Origin of the sequence: Aeromonas sobria, assembly GCF_006243315.1 — a bacterium.
Lineage (GTDB): Bacteria > Pseudomonadota > Gammaproteobacteria > Enterobacterales > Aeromonadaceae > Aeromonas > Aeromonas sobria_A.
This window is the reverse complement of the sequence record NZ_NKWE01000027.1, coordinates 14,047-27,957: the sequence shown is the minus strand read 5'-3', so window position 1 is coordinate 27,957 and position 13,911 is coordinate 14,047. Positions and strand designations below refer to the sequence as shown.

At 62.4% G+C, this 13,911-nt stretch carries 11 protein-coding genes; 3 read left to right on the top strand and 8 right to left on the bottom strand.

From position 1 onward, the window contains the following. Positions 1 to 7: 7 nt before the first annotated feature. Positions 8 to 1,666 (bottom strand): cellulose biosynthesis protein BcsG, encoded by a 1,659-nt coding sequence (gene bcsG / locus CF137_RS08910; RefSeq protein WP_139718790.1) that lies wholly within the window; start codon positions 1,664 to 1,666, stop codon positions 8 to 10. 316 nt (positions 1,667 to 1,982) lie between these two features. On the opposite strand from bcsG, the gene CF137_RS08905 reads away from it, so the two are divergent. Both CF137_RS08905 and CF137_RS08900 read left to right on the top strand, forming a co-directional pair. Then, positions 1,983 to 3,179, top strand: coding sequence for an amino acid aminotransferase (locus CF137_RS08905; RefSeq protein WP_139718789.1), 1,197 nt, complete (start codon positions 1,983 to 1,985; stop codon positions 3,177 to 3,179). A 168-nt stretch (positions 3,180 to 3,347) separates the two neighbouring features. Beyond that, positions 3,348 to 4,280: a LysR family transcriptional regulator gene (locus CF137_RS08900; protein ID WP_139718788.1), complete on the top strand. Its 933-nt coding sequence runs from the start codon at positions 3,348 to 3,350 to the stop codon at positions 4,278 to 4,280. Between the two features lie 63 nt (positions 4,281 to 4,343). Here CF137_RS08900 and CF137_RS08895 read toward each other — a convergent pair whose 3' ends face one another. The 6 genes from CF137_RS08895 to CF137_RS08870 form a co-directional block, all read right to left on the bottom strand. Next, complete coding sequence (locus tag CF137_RS08895) at positions 4,344 to 4,667, bottom strand: DUF1820 family protein (RefSeq protein ID WP_042024162.1); 324 nt, start codon at positions 4,665 to 4,667, stop codon at positions 4,344 to 4,346. 138 nt (positions 4,668 to 4,805) lie between these two features. Then, positions 4,806 to 5,708 carry a YjjW family glycine radical enzyme activase gene (locus CF137_RS08890; protein ID WP_139718787.1) on the bottom strand — a complete coding sequence of 301 codons (903 nt, stop codon included), beginning with the start codon at positions 5,706 to 5,708 and terminating at the stop codon, positions 4,806 to 4,808. A gap of 11 nt (positions 5,709 to 5,719) precedes the next feature. Further along, complete coding sequence (locus CF137_RS08885; RefSeq protein ID WP_139718786.1) at positions 5,720 to 7,246, bottom strand: YjjI family glycine radical enzyme; 1,527 nt, start codon at positions 7,244 to 7,246, stop codon at positions 5,720 to 5,722. A 122-nt stretch (positions 7,247 to 7,368) separates the two neighbouring features. Beyond that, on the bottom strand, positions 7,369 to 7,704 hold the full coding sequence (locus CF137_RS08880) for an AzlD domain-containing protein (protein WP_139718785.1): 336 nt from the start codon (positions 7,702 to 7,704) through the stop codon (positions 7,369 to 7,371). Position 7,705: 1 nt separating this feature from the next. Then, the gene (locus CF137_RS08875) at positions 7,706 to 8,413 is read right to left on the bottom strand and encodes an AzlC family ABC transporter permease (protein ID WP_101323542.1); all 708 of its coding nucleotides are present in this window, start codon (positions 8,411 to 8,413) and stop codon (positions 7,706 to 7,708) included. Between the two features lie 123 nt (positions 8,414 to 8,536). After that, positions 8,537 to 9,013: a L,D-transpeptidase family protein gene (locus CF137_RS08870; RefSeq protein ID WP_042059638.1), complete on the bottom strand. Its 477-nt coding sequence runs from the start codon at positions 9,011 to 9,013 to the stop codon at positions 8,537 to 8,539. Between the two features lie 279 nt (positions 9,014 to 9,292). Between CF137_RS08870 and CF137_RS08865 the strand changes: the two genes are divergently transcribed. Continuing rightward, positions 9,293 to 12,460: a S41 family peptidase gene (locus CF137_RS08865; RefSeq protein ID WP_139718784.1), complete on the top strand. Its 3,168-nt coding sequence runs from the start codon at positions 9,293 to 9,295 to the stop codon at positions 12,458 to 12,460. Between the two features lie 10 nt (positions 12,461 to 12,470). On the opposite strand, the gene CF137_RS08860 is transcribed toward CF137_RS08865, so the two are convergent. Then, the gene (locus CF137_RS08860; protein WP_139718783.1) at positions 12,471 to 13,775 is read right to left on the bottom strand and encodes a ferredoxin reductase family protein; all 1,305 of its coding nucleotides are present in this window, start codon (positions 13,773 to 13,775) and stop codon (positions 12,471 to 12,473) included. Between the last annotated feature and the right edge of the window lie 136 nt (positions 13,776 to 13,911).

The following is a 13,911-nucleotide window of genomic DNA, read 5'->3' as shown; positions in this document are numbered from 1 at the left end:
CGCTCCGTTAACGGGGATAGGGAACCCAGTCCCCTTTCCCCTGCTTGATGTAGTACTGGCCCTGATACTGGATGACGCTGGCGCCCTGGTTTTCAGAGACGGCCGGAGTCTGGGGCAAGTTGTTGAACAGCCCGCCCCAGTCGATGGTGTCGCTGCCGAAGTAGTTACCCGCCACCACTCTGGCGACCAGTTCCGAGATCACCAGCAGACTGCTGGGCTGATCGATGATCCGGGTGGGGGTATGCTCTGCACGGGCCCCCACCAGCCGGATACCAACCGGCACCCGGGTGATGGCGGGGCTGGGAATATCGCGCAAGCCGGACATCTGCAGACGATCACCGGAAAGGGCTGCGCCATGCTCCGGCACCATCACCACCATCACCTTGCGACCGGACTGCTCCAGCCGGGTGATGAACTCATCGAGTTGATCCATCAAGGCACGCAGCCGCGCCTTGAACGGGGCGATCTGCCGGGAGCTGGCCCAGCGATTGCCATCGTGCAGGGTGGTGATGTTGAAATAGGCGATGTTGCGGCTGGATGGACTCTCGACACGCCGCTGCAACCAGCGCGTCAGCAAGGCGTCGCTGTTGGGGATCGCCTCCCCGATGAAGGAGGTCACCTCATAGGGCAGACCCTGTTTGTCCATGGGCTCGCTGCTGACCCCGGCATAAGCCTTCAATGACTTGAGGTCGTTGCCATAAGTGCCCGAGTGATCCATCACTATCTCTTTTGCAAATCCGAGCCGGGCCAGGTTATCCATCAGCAGACACTCTGCCTGGGGTGCCTGATAGAGATCGTGATGGCTCACCTGACCGCAGCTGGATCGCAACAATCTGATGGCGGCAGGCCCGCTGTAAGAGGTCGATGAGTTGAAGCTCTTGAACAGGGCATCGAAGCGGCTCAACAGGGGGTGATCGGTCAGGCCGCTCGCCTCGATATCGCTCCAGGAGAGAGAACAGATTTGCAGCAACAGCACATCAAAGGGTTCAGCGTCGGCTGGCAGGGATGATGCAAAGCTGACCCGCCGATCCCGCTCCGACTGGTAGAAGCGATCCAGATAGCCATTGAGGTTATCGCTGGTGGGCGCAGCCCCCTGATCCGGCGTCTGACTGGCGGTAACCGGCATGGCGACCACCGTCGCCCCACCCGGCACATTGGCTTGTGCTTGCGCCTCACGGAAAGGAGATTGCAATCCCAGCGAAGCAAGATGGGGTGAGAGGGTTAGCCACAACAGGGAGATCAGCATCCAGGGGGTAAAGCGCAGCCATCTGGCCAGAAACAGGTACCCCGTCAGCATGACAAAGGCGACCCCCACCATGTTCCCGTTGATGAAGCGACCCAGCAGCTCGAGGAAGTAATCGAAGGTGAACGAGAACACCATCTTGCCCTGCCCCATGATGCTCTCGATCCCCGGCAGCCAGGTATCGTGATAGAAGAGCCCGACACCTGTCGGCAGGGCAATCAACAACCTTGCCCGCCGCAGCAGCGTCGAGGGGAGCGGAAACAGCAGAAACGCGGCAAAGACCAGATTGGCCAGCGGGTGGAAATTGAGATATCCCCCCCACAACAGCGCCAGTTTGCCCAGAAAATAGAGGTTCCAGCCGCCCAGCCCGCGCCAGTTAGCACCGGGGGCAGTGAGAGAATCAGAAGGTGTAGGTTGTGTCATTGAATCCGGTCTACCCATCGCCACCGAACCGGACAGTGACCGCTCTGGTATAACGTCTGTAACTAGATGAAATAATTGATGATTCACCATATTAATCGATGAACCATGTACTGGAGCTTAAGCGACCTCAAAGTCAGCACGGGGTTTGGCGATAAATCTGGCTATCCCTGTGGAGCGACCGCCAGCCACCGCAACTTGCAACGAAGGGGAGAGCGGGGATGGATGCGAACTGCTTGAGGCAACATGGGGATTACGCCATGATGTTCAGCCCGGCTGACCGCCGGTTTTACTGGACAGTCAATTTCAAGGATCCCCCATGTTTGAACACGTCGATGCCTATGCTGGCGACCCCATCCTGACCCTGGTCGAGACCTTCCACAAAGACACCCGCGAGCAGAAGGTGAACCTGGGGATCGGCCTCTATTACGACGAGCAGGGCCGCATTCCGCTGCTGCCGTCAGTGCAGCAGGCCGAAGCCCAGCGCGCGGCCGCCCCGGCGCCGCGCCCCTACCAGCCGATGGAAGGCGCCGCCAACTACCGCACCGCAGTGCAGCACCTGCTGTTTGGTGCCGACCATGAAGCGGTCAAAGCAGGACGCATCGCCACCATCCAGACCATCGGCGGCTCCGGTGCCCTGAAGATCGGCGCCGATCTGCTCAAACGCTACTTCCCGAGCTCCGAGGTATGGGTCAGCAATCCAACCTGGGATAACCACAAGGCGATGTTCGAAGGCGCTGGCATCAAGGTGCATGACTACCCCTACTACGATGCAACCACCGGCGGCGTGCAGTTCGATGGGATGATCGACTGCCTGAGCGCCCTGCCGGCGAAAAGCATCGTGCTGCTGCACCCCTGCTGCCACAACCCGACCGGGGTGGATCTCTCCCGCGCCCAGTGGGATCGGGTGATCGCGCTGGTGGTCGAGAAGAACCTGATCCCCTTTATGGATATCGCCTATCAGGGCTTCGGTGACGGACTGGAAGAGGATGCCTACGCCATTCGCGCCATGGTGGCCGCGGGTGTCAGCTTCTTCGTCAGCAACTCGTTTTCCAAGAACCTCTCCTTCTACGGCGAGCGCTGCGGCGGCCTGTCGGTGATCTGCAAAGATGCCGAAGAGGCGAGCCGGGTACTGGGCCAGATGAAGGCCACTGTGCGTCGCAACTACTCCAGCCCCCCCACTCACGGTGGCCAGATCACCGCGGCTGTGATGAGCCAGCCAGATCTGCACACCCTGTGGGTCGATGAGGTGACCGAGATGCGCACCCGCATCAAGGGAATGCGCCAGAAGCTGTTCGAGGTGCTGAGCACCAAGGTGCCGGGCCGCGATTTCAGCTACTTCATCAGCCAGCGTGGCATGTTCAGCTATACCGGCTTCACGCCGGAGCAGGTTGACCGCCTGCGCGAGGAGTTCGCCGTCTATCTGGTGCGCTCCGGTCGCATGTGCGTGGCGGGCCTCAACAGTCGCAACGTCGACTACGTGGCCGATGCCATGGCGGCCGTGCTCAAGGGCTAATCCGCTCCAGCCCCGCTTTGGCGGGGCTTTTTTTGTCTGTTGCGCTCGCTGTCACCCCGTGATGGGTCTGCTCACCCTCCCCCGGCTGTGAGAGAATGCCAGCCGGTCACGCTGAATCTCCCTGATCCCGAACCTGTTTATTTCATCTACTTATCTTCAGGAGCCACTATGGATCTGATCGCTCTCTCTCGGCTGGGAGGTCGCCATCTGGTCACCCTGCACCTGCTGCTCGACAACCAGAGCGTCACCCGCACCGCCGAGCGGCTCTGCACCACCCCCTCCACCGTCAGCAAGACCCTCAACCAGCTGCGGGATCTGCTGGGGGATCAACTGCTCTATCGTCAGGGCAACCAGCTGCTGCTCACCCCCATGGCCGATCGACTGGCCCCCACCCTGCACCGACTGCTGGGGGAGCTGGACGGTCTCACCCGCCAGAATGCCTTCAACCCCCAGCAGTGGCAGGGCAGCTTGCGGCTGGGCTTGCGCGAGAGCGTGATGACCTGGCCGGTGGGCCCCATTCTGGGTCAATTGATGAAGGAGGTGCCGGGCATGGTGCCGGAGATCTGGAACAAGGATGAGCAGGGACTGGAAGCACTGACGGCGGGCAAGCTCGACTTTGTGATCCTGCCCCATGACCAGAGCCAGCCGTTGCCGCGCCAGCCGGGACTGGTGTGGGAGACCCTGCGGGAGGAGAAGCTGGTCTGCCTGCTGCGTAAAGATCACCCGGCACTGACCCAACCCTGGGATCTCGATGCCTACCTGAGCTGGCGCCATATCGCCATTCGGGATCAGGAGCTGGCCAACCCCTTCTTCGAGCAGAGCCTGGCCCAGCAACAGGTGCGCCGCCAGATTGGCGCCACCCTGCCCGATTTTGCCAGCGCCGCGGCCCTGCTGCCCCAGACCGACCTGATCCTCACCGCCATCGGTGGCTGGGCGGCCTGCATGGCCAGTCAGCCGGATCTGGTGCTGCGCCCGGCACCATTCGATTACGGCAAAGTGAGTCACAGCCTGGTCTGGTACGGCCCGACCGGAGACGGTTCGGCCCGCCACTGGTTCCGCCAGCGGATCCTGCAACTGGGTCGCGAGTTGATACAGCCCTGAGCCGGGCGACAGAAAAAAGAGGTTGATGTTTCGCCGCGGCGAAACATCAACGGCAATGAGGGGTCAGGGGCGTTTGGTATAGATGGGGCTGGGGAAGGAGGCAACGTTGTTGCCCAGATCCGTGATGCGGGCCGCCCCCTGCTTTCTGACCTGATCGATGCGCAGCACCTGATGCATGGGGATCAGGGTGTGGCGCACATCGGCAAATTCGCTCTTGAGCTTCTCGTGGCTGGGATCGACGATAAGCGCCGTGTGGTTGTCCCAGACGAAGTCGGCAATCTCGATAAAACCGAACAGCTGGCCCTGATTGACTTCACGCACATAGACTTCGTAGCGCTCGCTGTGGCAAATAAACTGCACCCGATATAACGCCTTGCTTTCACTCATGATTATCTGTCATTGAGGGGGAAGATGGTGGCCATTATTCTAGCCGCCGTTGCGCTCCCCTCCAATAGACAGAAATCACAGTTGCGGTCTTTACATGCCGCTCCTCACGCAATGACGGTCACCGGATGACGCAGCCACTCAGCGCAACAAGGCAGGCAGTGACACCGGCCCCAGCCCCGCTGCGCGCAAACGGCTGGCTAGCTGTTCCAGCTCGGTTTGGCTGGCCTCTGGCCATTGCGCCGCCGCCCCCCGCACCCCGTGGTGGCGAAAGCCATTGAGGCGAATGGGCACAGGCCCAAGCTGCTGCAAGAAAGCGGCGAGATCCGCTTCCAGCTCACCACGCTCATCCAGAAAATCGCTCTTGCCCGGCACATGGAGCAGCCGCAGTTCAGTCAGCTTGCCGTGGCGTGCCAGCAGTTGCAGCGAGGCCAGCACCCGCTCGCGACCATAGCCGGTCAGGGAGTGATGTACCGAGTCGCGCCACCCCTTGAGATCGAGCATGGCGCCGTCGAGCACCGGCAATAACCGCTGCCAGCCGGTCTCGGCGAGCGAGCCGTTGCTGTCGAGCAGGCAACTGAGATGGGCCAGATCCGGCGATCCCTTGATGGCGGAAAACAGCGCAACCACGAACGGGAGCTGGGTGGTCGCCTCGCCGCCAGAGACGGTAATCCCGCTCAGCAGCGGGCCGTAGCGGCGCAGCAGGGCCAGCACTTCGGCCACCGTCATGGTGGCGGTCTTGGGATTGGCACTGCGGGGGCAGGCATCCAGACAAGCGTCGCAGTCGGTGCAGAGCGCCGCTTGCCAGCGTACCTTGCGCTCGCCAGGGCGGCCCTCATCCAGAGAGAGGGCACCGCTCGGGCAGACTGCAAGGCAGTCACCGCAATCGTCGCACAGCCCTATGGTGTGCGGGTTGTGGCAGCCGGGGCAGCGAAAGTTGCACCCCTGCAGAAACAGCACCAGCCGGTTGCCCGGCCCGTCGACACAGGAGAACGGCAGCACCCTGCTTACCAGGGCGCTGCGTGTTGGCAAGGCATCAGCCATCAGGAGCGAACTCAATACTCGCAGATGGTCGATTCGTGGGCGACCACTCGCGGTGCCCGCTGGCGGATGGCGGTCACTTCACTCGCCTCGGCACCGAGACAGGTGGTCTGTAGCCGCGAGCCCTCCTCTGCGAAGCGTGCCAGATCGCTCTTGCGGATCATGTAGCCGGTCACCCGCATCAGATCGCTGTCGGCCACGTTGGCGGTAAACTCGCGCATGCCGATGGCGAGCGCCCCCTTGCAGAGCTGCAACAGCGCCTGCGGGTTCTGGCGGATGGTGGGATCCAGGGTGAGGATCTCGCTGATCCCCGAGTGGTAATAGCTGTGGTGCGGTGCCAGCGCCAGCACATGGCTAGCCGGATCCAGCTCTTGACCGTAGGGGATGCGCACCCCGGGGGTGACGGCCACATCGACGCTGAGGCCACCCTGCGAGTGCAGCAGCGCGCGGCCACCCCAGGCGTGGGTCTGCGGCGTGCTGGTCACATAGCCAGAGAGCTGGGCCGAGATGCGATAGCCAAGCTGGTTCGCCTCCTCGTCACGGCCGTAACGATCCGGCAGATTCTCTTTATCCATCAGGATATTGACCGCTTCCGCCATGCCGTAGATGCCGAACATGGGGACGAAACGATCCTCATCCAGCAGCCCCTCCTTGACCAGAAAGCTGTCGAAGAAGCCGGACTCCTGATGCAGGAAGGCGGCACGCGCCTCGATCAGCTGGGAGGCCAGACGGCAGTAGTGGGGCAGCAAGCAACCGAGGAAATCATCGATCCCCTGGCACTGCTCGGCGACCCGCTTGAGGGAGATACGCACCAGGGTATTGGCGCCACCGGCCTGCGGCAGGGCGTTGTAGCAACTGACGATACCAAAGCCGCGATTGTCGAAAGTGTCACGATGGATCGGGTAGTTGGCGATGTGCGGCTTGCTGCACTCGGCGATGTTTTTCACCGCCTGCAGCAGCAGGCTGTCCGGGGTCTGCTCGGGATCGTGGAAGAAGGTAAGGTTGGGGGCAACCTGCTTGAGCTCGTTGTCGATGCGCAGGATCAGGCGGCAGATACGGTTGTCATCCGGCCCGATGTTGACGTGCATAAAGGCGTCCGGCAGCACCCGATCCAGATAGACCCAGAACCCCTTCAGCTTGCGATAGAGGGTCTCGTCATCCAGCTCGCCAACAAACGGCAGCAGCAGATGATCGAGCCGACCCAGCCAGACCGGCATGCCGGTGACCGAGGGAACGTGGTGATAGAGGATACGCAGGGCGTTGAGCGCCTCGTCGAAATCCTGCGGCGCCGCCAGCTCCAGCCAAGGGGAGCCCTGAGTCAGGAATTTTTCATAGTCCGGCAGCACATAGCGCGGCTTGTAGGGAGCATGCCCCTCAAACATGTCACAGAGAAATCCCTGATCCATCGCCTCGGCGACTGCGGCAGGCAAGTCGGGGTAAGGCAAGGCATTCTCGGCGCTCAGCGCCAGCGCACGGCTCTTTTGGGCGGCGGAGAGATGGGGATCGCGCACGATGCGCTGACAGGTTTCGATCAAAGACATGGGACACTCCTTCACGGACAGAGCCCATATCCTCACCTTTTGCAGGCTTTTTTTGAAGTGACATTCATGACATGGCGAATGTCAGATAGAGACATCCGCAAGGTAAAATCACCACTCGCTCTTCACCAGGGCCAGAGCTCGACCACGCCTCCCAGCCAGCGCAACAGGAAGAAGCCCCCCATACCGGCCACCACCACGACCAGGGTCGGCAGCCGCAGCAGGGTCAAGAGTGTCACCCACAGGGTGGCGGCCAGGTAGTCAGGATCCCAGTCAAGACCGATCCCCGGCTCGTAGCTAAAGACGATGGGCAACCAGATGGCGGTCAGCACCGACTGGGCCGAGAAGCTGAGAAACGCCCCCATCTCGGCGCCCGGCTGATAGCGGGTCAGCCGAGAAAAGAAGGCGAAGCGGTTGAAAAAGGTGATCAGGGCCAGCAGGCCAATCATCAGCCAGCTCACGTTACCTCCTCATCCGATGCAGCACATAGCCCACCACCATGCCAGCCAGGGCCGAGACGATGATGTGGATCTCCGCCAGCAGCGGCTTGGTCAGCAACGCAGTGCCGCCGCTCACCAGGGTGGCCGCCACCATGGGCACATTCTTCATGGCAGGGAGCGTCATGGCGATAAAGGTGGCGGCGATAGCAAAATCCAGCCCCATGCTGTCCAGTCCGTCGATGTACTGGCCAGCGGCAATGCCAAGCAGGGTCGCCAGATTCCAGCACAGGTAGAAGACGAAGCCCGCGATCAGGGCGTAGGCCGGGTTGAAGCGGCCGCTACGCTCCCTGTCTTTCAGCGCCACCGCGAACATCTCGTCGGTCAGGAAGAAGGCAAGGCTAGCCCGCCAGCGCAGAGAAAGCGGCAAGACATCGCGGCGGAAGGTGAAGCCGTAGAGCAGATGCTGGGAGGTGATCACCATGGTGGAGCCCATGATGGGCAGCAGAGGCGTGCCCGCCCCAAACAGGGTGGTGGCCGACAGCTGGGCGGCGCCAGCGTAGACCAGCAGCGACATCAGCTGGGCCTGGAGCGGACTCAGCCCCGCCTGCAGCGCCAGGGCGCCACACAGGATCCCCCAGGGGATCACCGAAATGGAGAGCGGTAGCATGTCCAGCGTAGCGCGCCACCAGAGTCTCCCCGTAGGCTCGGGCAAGCTCGTTGCTGACATCATGTGATCATCCTTGTCACTGCCAATGGGAGCCGAAAAAGCTAACACGGGACAGCAAGCGCTGTCACGCCATCACAGGGGGGGGGAAATAAAACGCCCGCGGAGTCGCGGGCGTCAATGAGGGGATCAGGGCTCGATGATGATGGGCGTGCCCGGTTCGATGGCGCTCCACACCTCATCCAGCTCGTGATTGAGCATGGCGATGCAGCCGTTGGTCCAGTTGGAGGGCTGAACCCTGCGGTTGCCAATGCTGTTGCGCTGGCCGTGGATCATGATCATGCCACCCGGACGAACACCCAGCTCATTGGCTCGCTTGATGTCATCAAGGTTCGGGTAGTTGATATGGATGGCTTTGTAGTAGCCGGAATTGGTCTTCTTGTAGTCGAGGGTGTAGCGCCCTTCCGGGGTACGCTGATCCCCTTCCTGCTGCTTGTGCCCCTTGGGCGCCGGGCCCAGAGCAATCCAGTAGCGTTTCACCTCTTTGCCATCCTTCATCAGGGTCAGGCTATAGGTCGACTTCTTGACTATCACCATGTCGGCAGACAGGTTGGCAAAACTCAATGCGGGCCAAAGCCCCAACAAACACAGTAATACGGCTCTCATTCCATCCCTCGACAAGCCTCTGGTGCGGGCTTTTCTTGTTACCAGATCATCTGAACTATGCCCGCCGAGCGGCGAGCGAGCGCCATGATATTGGATCGCCATCAATACTCAATATGCCCGGCAAAACATATCTTGCCGCGGCAACGACACCGGCCCTGAATACCGTCAGTTTGTTTTGGCAATTAACAGTTAAAACAACAAGATACCAAAAATTATCGCGCTGGCACCCGGGGCAATGATCGGCGAAGATAACACTCCACTCTCCGACAGGATCATGCCATGGGCTCTTCGTGCCGCCTCGCCACCCTGCTGTTCTCGCCGCTACTGCTCTGGCTGCCCGCTACCTTCGCGGCCGATGCACTCTGGCTGCGCGAGCCCGCCCTCTCCCCCGACGGCAAGCAGCTTGCCTTCACCTGGCAGGGGCGCATTTTTGTGACCAGTGCCGAGGGTGGCCCCGCCACGGCGCTCACCGGCAACGACTACCTGAGCCAGCGGCCGCTCTGGTCGCCGGATGGCAAACAGCTCGCCTTTGCCGCCAACCTCTATGGCAACGAGGATGTGTTCGTGATGCCTGCCAGCGGCGGCGCCATGGTGCGCCTCACCCGCGATTCGCGCGCTGATCTGCCGCAGGCCTTCAGCGCCGATGGCAAACGGCTGCTGCTGAGAAGCCAGCGCCCCTGGTCCGCGGATGCCGACCATTTCGTGGCCGAAGGAGTTCAGGGGAGCGCCCTCTACTGGACACCCATTGGCGGGGGGTCGCTACAGGCAGACCTGCCGCTGCCCGCGACCCTGGCTCGCCCCCGCGGGCAGCAGCTCGCCTACCAGATGCCGGCGATGGATCAGCCCTTTCGCAAGCACCAACAATCGTTCGCGGTGCCCCGCCTCTGGCTGTTTGATGGCCAGCAGCATCGCCAGCTGACCGAAGATCGGGTCGCCGCCACCGATCCGGTCTGGAGCGACCAGGGGGATAGCCTCTTTTACCTGAGCGAGCGCAGCGGCGATTTCAACGTCTGGCGCCGGGATCTTGCCAGCGGCCAGGAGCAACAGCTGACCCACTATCAGGGCCATCCGGTGCGGGGGCTCAGCGCCTCCCGAGCCGGGGATCTGGTCTGGTCATGGCTGGGGGAACTCTATCGCCTCGATGCCGGTAGCAACGAGCCACGCAAGCTGGCTATCACACCGCAAGTGGCCAGCGAACCGGATGAGGAGAGCCAACAGCTCACTCTGGCGGACGAAGCGCTGGTCAATGAAGAGGGCAATGAGCTGATCCTGGTCAGCGAGGGTAACCTGTTTGCCGTCGGTCCCGCACGGGAGCGAGTGCGCCAGCTGACCCACTCCCCGAGCGAGCAATCCAGCCCCCTCTATGCCGAGCAGGGGAGCTCCCTCATCTACCTCTCCGAGCAGAAGGGGGCTGCCGCCCTCTATCGGCTGCACAAGACGCAGCCGGATCGGCTGTTCAGCGATCCGGGTGCCCTGACCGAGAGCCTGCTGCTGGCCATTCCCGGCAAGGGGATCAGCCGACCACTGCTCTCCCCCGACGGCAAACAGCTCGCCTTCGTGGTGGATGGTCAGGCCATCCACCTGCTGGATCTGGCGAGCAACCAGCAGCGGGAGCTGGTGCCTGCCAGCTTCAACCCGTCACGCCATGAGGCGCATCTCGCCTTTGCCCCCGACTCCGGCCATCTGGCTATCACCTTTCGCCCCGACTCTGCCCAGCAGGAGATCGCCGTCATCGACACCCGTGACCCCAAAGCCACGCCGGTCAATGTCAGCCTCAACGGCTATCAGGATGGGGCGCCGGCCTGGAGTCAGGATGGCAGTGTGCTCTATTGGCAATCGACCAAATACGGAGTGCTGGCCGCCGATGGCGAACCCCTTGGCAACACCCTGCTCGGCATCTATAGCAGTCGTGCCGCCAAGGCTGACTTTCTGGCAGAACAGGTGCCCCCCAAGGAGGGCTATGGCTTTGAAACCGATCGTCTTGCCCATCGGGAGGCACTGCAACTGTTCCCCACCGGCAATCTGCTGGCCAGCCGGATCGTCGATGATCAGCTGATCTACCTGGTGGAGGAGATTGGCGCCAACGAGGAGAGCGAGATCAAGGGGTACGCCAGGGACCTGCGCAAGGGTGATACCAAGCTGCTGTTTGCCGAGCAACCGGGCCCGGCATTGGCCAGCCTCAATCAGCAGGCCACCCTCGCAACACTGGTACGGGATGGGGAGATCAGCCAGATCACCCTGAAGTCTGGCGACGCTATCACGGCCCCGTTCACTCTGCAGTCCGATGTCCGCTGGCAAGGACGGATGGAGGCCGCCTTCGATCAAATAGCCCGGCTCACCCGGGATGAGTTCTATCGGGATGATATGAACGGCGTGGAGTGGGATAGCTATGTCGCGTCTTACCGCCGCCTGCTGCCGGGTATCGGCAACCCGCGGGATTTTGGCACATTGCTGGCAGAGCTGGCCGGTGAGCTCAATGTCTCCCACACCTGGGGGGATGGTCCGGCCCCCTTCCCGCGCATGGCGGACGACACCGCCAGCCTCGGCGGCTACTGGCAAGAGAGTGCGCACGGGGTAGTACTCAGCGCCCTGCTGGCGGGTGGCCCGCTGGATCAGGAGAGCGATATCGCCCCGGGCGCCCGCCTGCTCGCCATTAACGGGGTGGCGATTGCCAATCTGGCCGAACTGGATCAGGCCCTCAACCATCAAGCCGGTGCCCGGCTTGCCCTCACCTTCCAGCAAACCGGCAGCAAAGTTCCTGACGAGATCGAGGTCAGCGCCATCGATCTGCAACAGGAATATCGCCTGCAACTCGATAGCTGGATTGCCAAGCGGCGAGATCTGGTCGCACAACTGAGCGCTGGCAAGGTGGGTTATGTCTATCTGCCGGAGATGAACAGTGCCGTCTATGAGGAGCTGGTGGCGGAGGCGCTCGGGCGACTGCGCAGCAGTGAGGCGCTGATCGTCGATGTTCGCTTCAACAAGGGGGGCTATCTGGCCAATACCCTGGTGGAGTTCCTGACCGGCAACGGCAGCACCAAAGGGATGGCCAGCAGCTGGCCACGGCTTGGCAAGGGAGAGACTGACGCAGCCACCCGCCAGTGGACCAAACCCTCGGTGGTGCTGGTCAATGCTGGCAGCTACTCGGAAGGGTCGGCCTTTCCCGAATACTACCGCGCCCTGAAGATTGGCCCCATTGTCGGCGAGCCAGTGCCGGGCACCGGCACCATGGTGTATAGCCACGAATCGCGGCTGATCCCGGGGCTGGCCTACGGCATTCCGACCCTGGGGCTGCGCAAACCGGACGGCACCTTCTACGAGAATCAGGAGCTGATCCCGGACGTGCAGGTGCCACTCACCCCCGCCGATATACTGGCCGGGCGCGACCCGCAACTGGAGGCGGCGGTACAAGCCGCGCTCAAGCAGTTGCCAGCCAGCGCCCGGTAACGGTCAGAGCTCAACGAAAGCGAAACAGCTCGCGATGCAGACGCCCGTCCGGCAACAGCCGGGTCAGGACGTCTGCCATCCCCTCGGGCCCGCAAAACCACACCTGCTCAGGCGCATCTCGCGCGATGCGTGTCAAATCCAACCGCCCGGCCGCCTTGTCCAGATGCAGCTGGTAACTCACCCCGGTACGCTGGCAAAGTTCAGCCAGCCGCTGTTGATAGACAGCGCCCGCCATATCCGGCGCGCACTGGATCAGGGTGATCCCCTCGCCACTGCCACCCTGTGCCGCCAACGACTCCAACCAGGCGACAAAGGGGGTGATACCGATCCCGGCCCCCAGCCAGAGGGCTCGCCCTCCTCTCTGGGGCGCGACAAAGGCGCCATAGGGCCCGGTCACCACCACCCCATCCCCGGCGCGAGCCTGTGCCACCAGCTGACGGGTGTGATCCCCGAGCGCCCGTACCGCGATCACCAGCTGCCGTCGATCCGGCGAGAGTCGCACCAGGGTAAAGGGGTGCGGCCCCTCCTTGGCGTCAAACTCGAAGAAGGCAAACTGCCCCGGACGGTAATGGGCGAGCGGCCTCTCCAGTTGCATGGTCAGCTCGCAGGTCTGATCCGCCAGCGCCCGCACCGCAATGACCCGGCCCGGATGGCGATCCCGCGCCCCCACTTGCCCCAGCAAAGAGTAGAAGGCGCCGAGCGCCCCCAGCCCGCCAATCAGCCAGATCGACACCCCCACTGGGGTCATGGCCCCCACCTGAGGCAGCAAGCAGAGCCCGTGACCCCAACCCGCCAGATAGATGATCGGTGCCAACCGGTGGATCAGTCGAAAGCGGCCATAACTCACCAGCGCCAGCAAGCTCACCACCACCAGCGCGATCAGCAGATAGAAACTCCACTCACCAAGGGTATTGCCAAGGGCATGGAGCGACATGCCATTGCCTGCACCCGCACCACCCCCAACTCCAGCACCAGCAGCCCCGCGCCGGGCGGGACGACTCAACCAGCCGGCCGTGACCGCCCATTTGGGCGCCTCCACCAGCAGCCAGTGCGCGGTCAGCGCCAATGCGCCCCCGATGGCCGTCTGGCGGTGCAACCGCAACATCCGATCCAGACCGCCACACCAGAGCTCCAGCTGCGGCAGGCGCAACGCCAGCACCAGCGAAATCGCCATATAGGTCAATCCCAGCAGACCAGTGAGCAGCAACATCTCATGGCGCCAAGGCCACACCCCGTTGGCATCCCCCCCATAGCCCAGCCACCAGACCCCGACCGCCAGCAGTGGCAACAGCCACCACATCCGTTTGCCCGTCATAACATGCTCCTTGGTTCCATCGCTGCAGGGCCTCATCTCCCTGCTCATAGCACCATTAAAAACCCTACAAGTCACAAGACTTTGCCAGAGGGGGAAGGTTGTGTGGCAATGTGTGACAAACGAGTGTGACAACACA

What these genes read in the sequence shown, in the direction of transcription:
- bcsG (WP_139718790.1), bottom strand. Translation starts at nt 1,666, where the DNA reads ATGACACAACCTACACCTTCTGATTCTCTCACTGCCCCCGGTGCTAAC.
- CF137_RS08905 (WP_139718789.1), top strand. Translation starts at nt 1,983, where the DNA reads ATGTTTGAACACGTCGATGCCTATGCTGGCGACCCCATCCTGACCCTG.
- CF137_RS08900 (WP_139718788.1), top strand. Translation starts at nt 3,348, where the DNA reads ATGGATCTGATCGCTCTCTCTCGGCTGGGAGGTCGCCATCTGGTCACC.
- CF137_RS08895 (WP_042024162.1), bottom strand. Translation starts at nt 4,667, where the DNA reads ATGAGTGAAAGCAAGGCGTTATATCGGGTGCAGTTTATTTGCCACAGC.
- CF137_RS08890 (WP_139718787.1), bottom strand. Translation starts at nt 5,708, where the DNA reads ATGGCTGATGCCTTGCCAACACGCAGCGCCCTGGTAAGCAGGGTGCTG.
- CF137_RS08885 (WP_139718786.1), bottom strand. Translation starts at nt 7,246, where the DNA reads ATGTCTTTGATCGAAACCTGTCAGCGCATCGTGCGCGATCCCCATCTC.
- CF137_RS08875 (WP_101323542.1), bottom strand. Translation starts at nt 8,413, where the DNA reads ATGATGTCAGCAACGAGCTTGCCCGAGCCTACGGGGAGACTCTGGTGG.
- CF137_RS08870 (WP_042059638.1), bottom strand. Translation starts at nt 9,013, where the DNA reads ATGAGAGCCGTATTACTGTGTTTGTTGGGGCTTTGGCCCGCATTGAGT.
- CF137_RS08865 (WP_139718784.1), top strand. Translation starts at nt 9,293, where the DNA reads ATGGGCTCTTCGTGCCGCCTCGCCACCCTGCTGTTCTCGCCGCTACTG.
- CF137_RS08860 (WP_139718783.1), bottom strand. Translation starts at nt 13,775, where the DNA reads ATGACGGGCAAACGGATGTGGTGGCTGTTGCCACTGCTGGCGGTCGGG.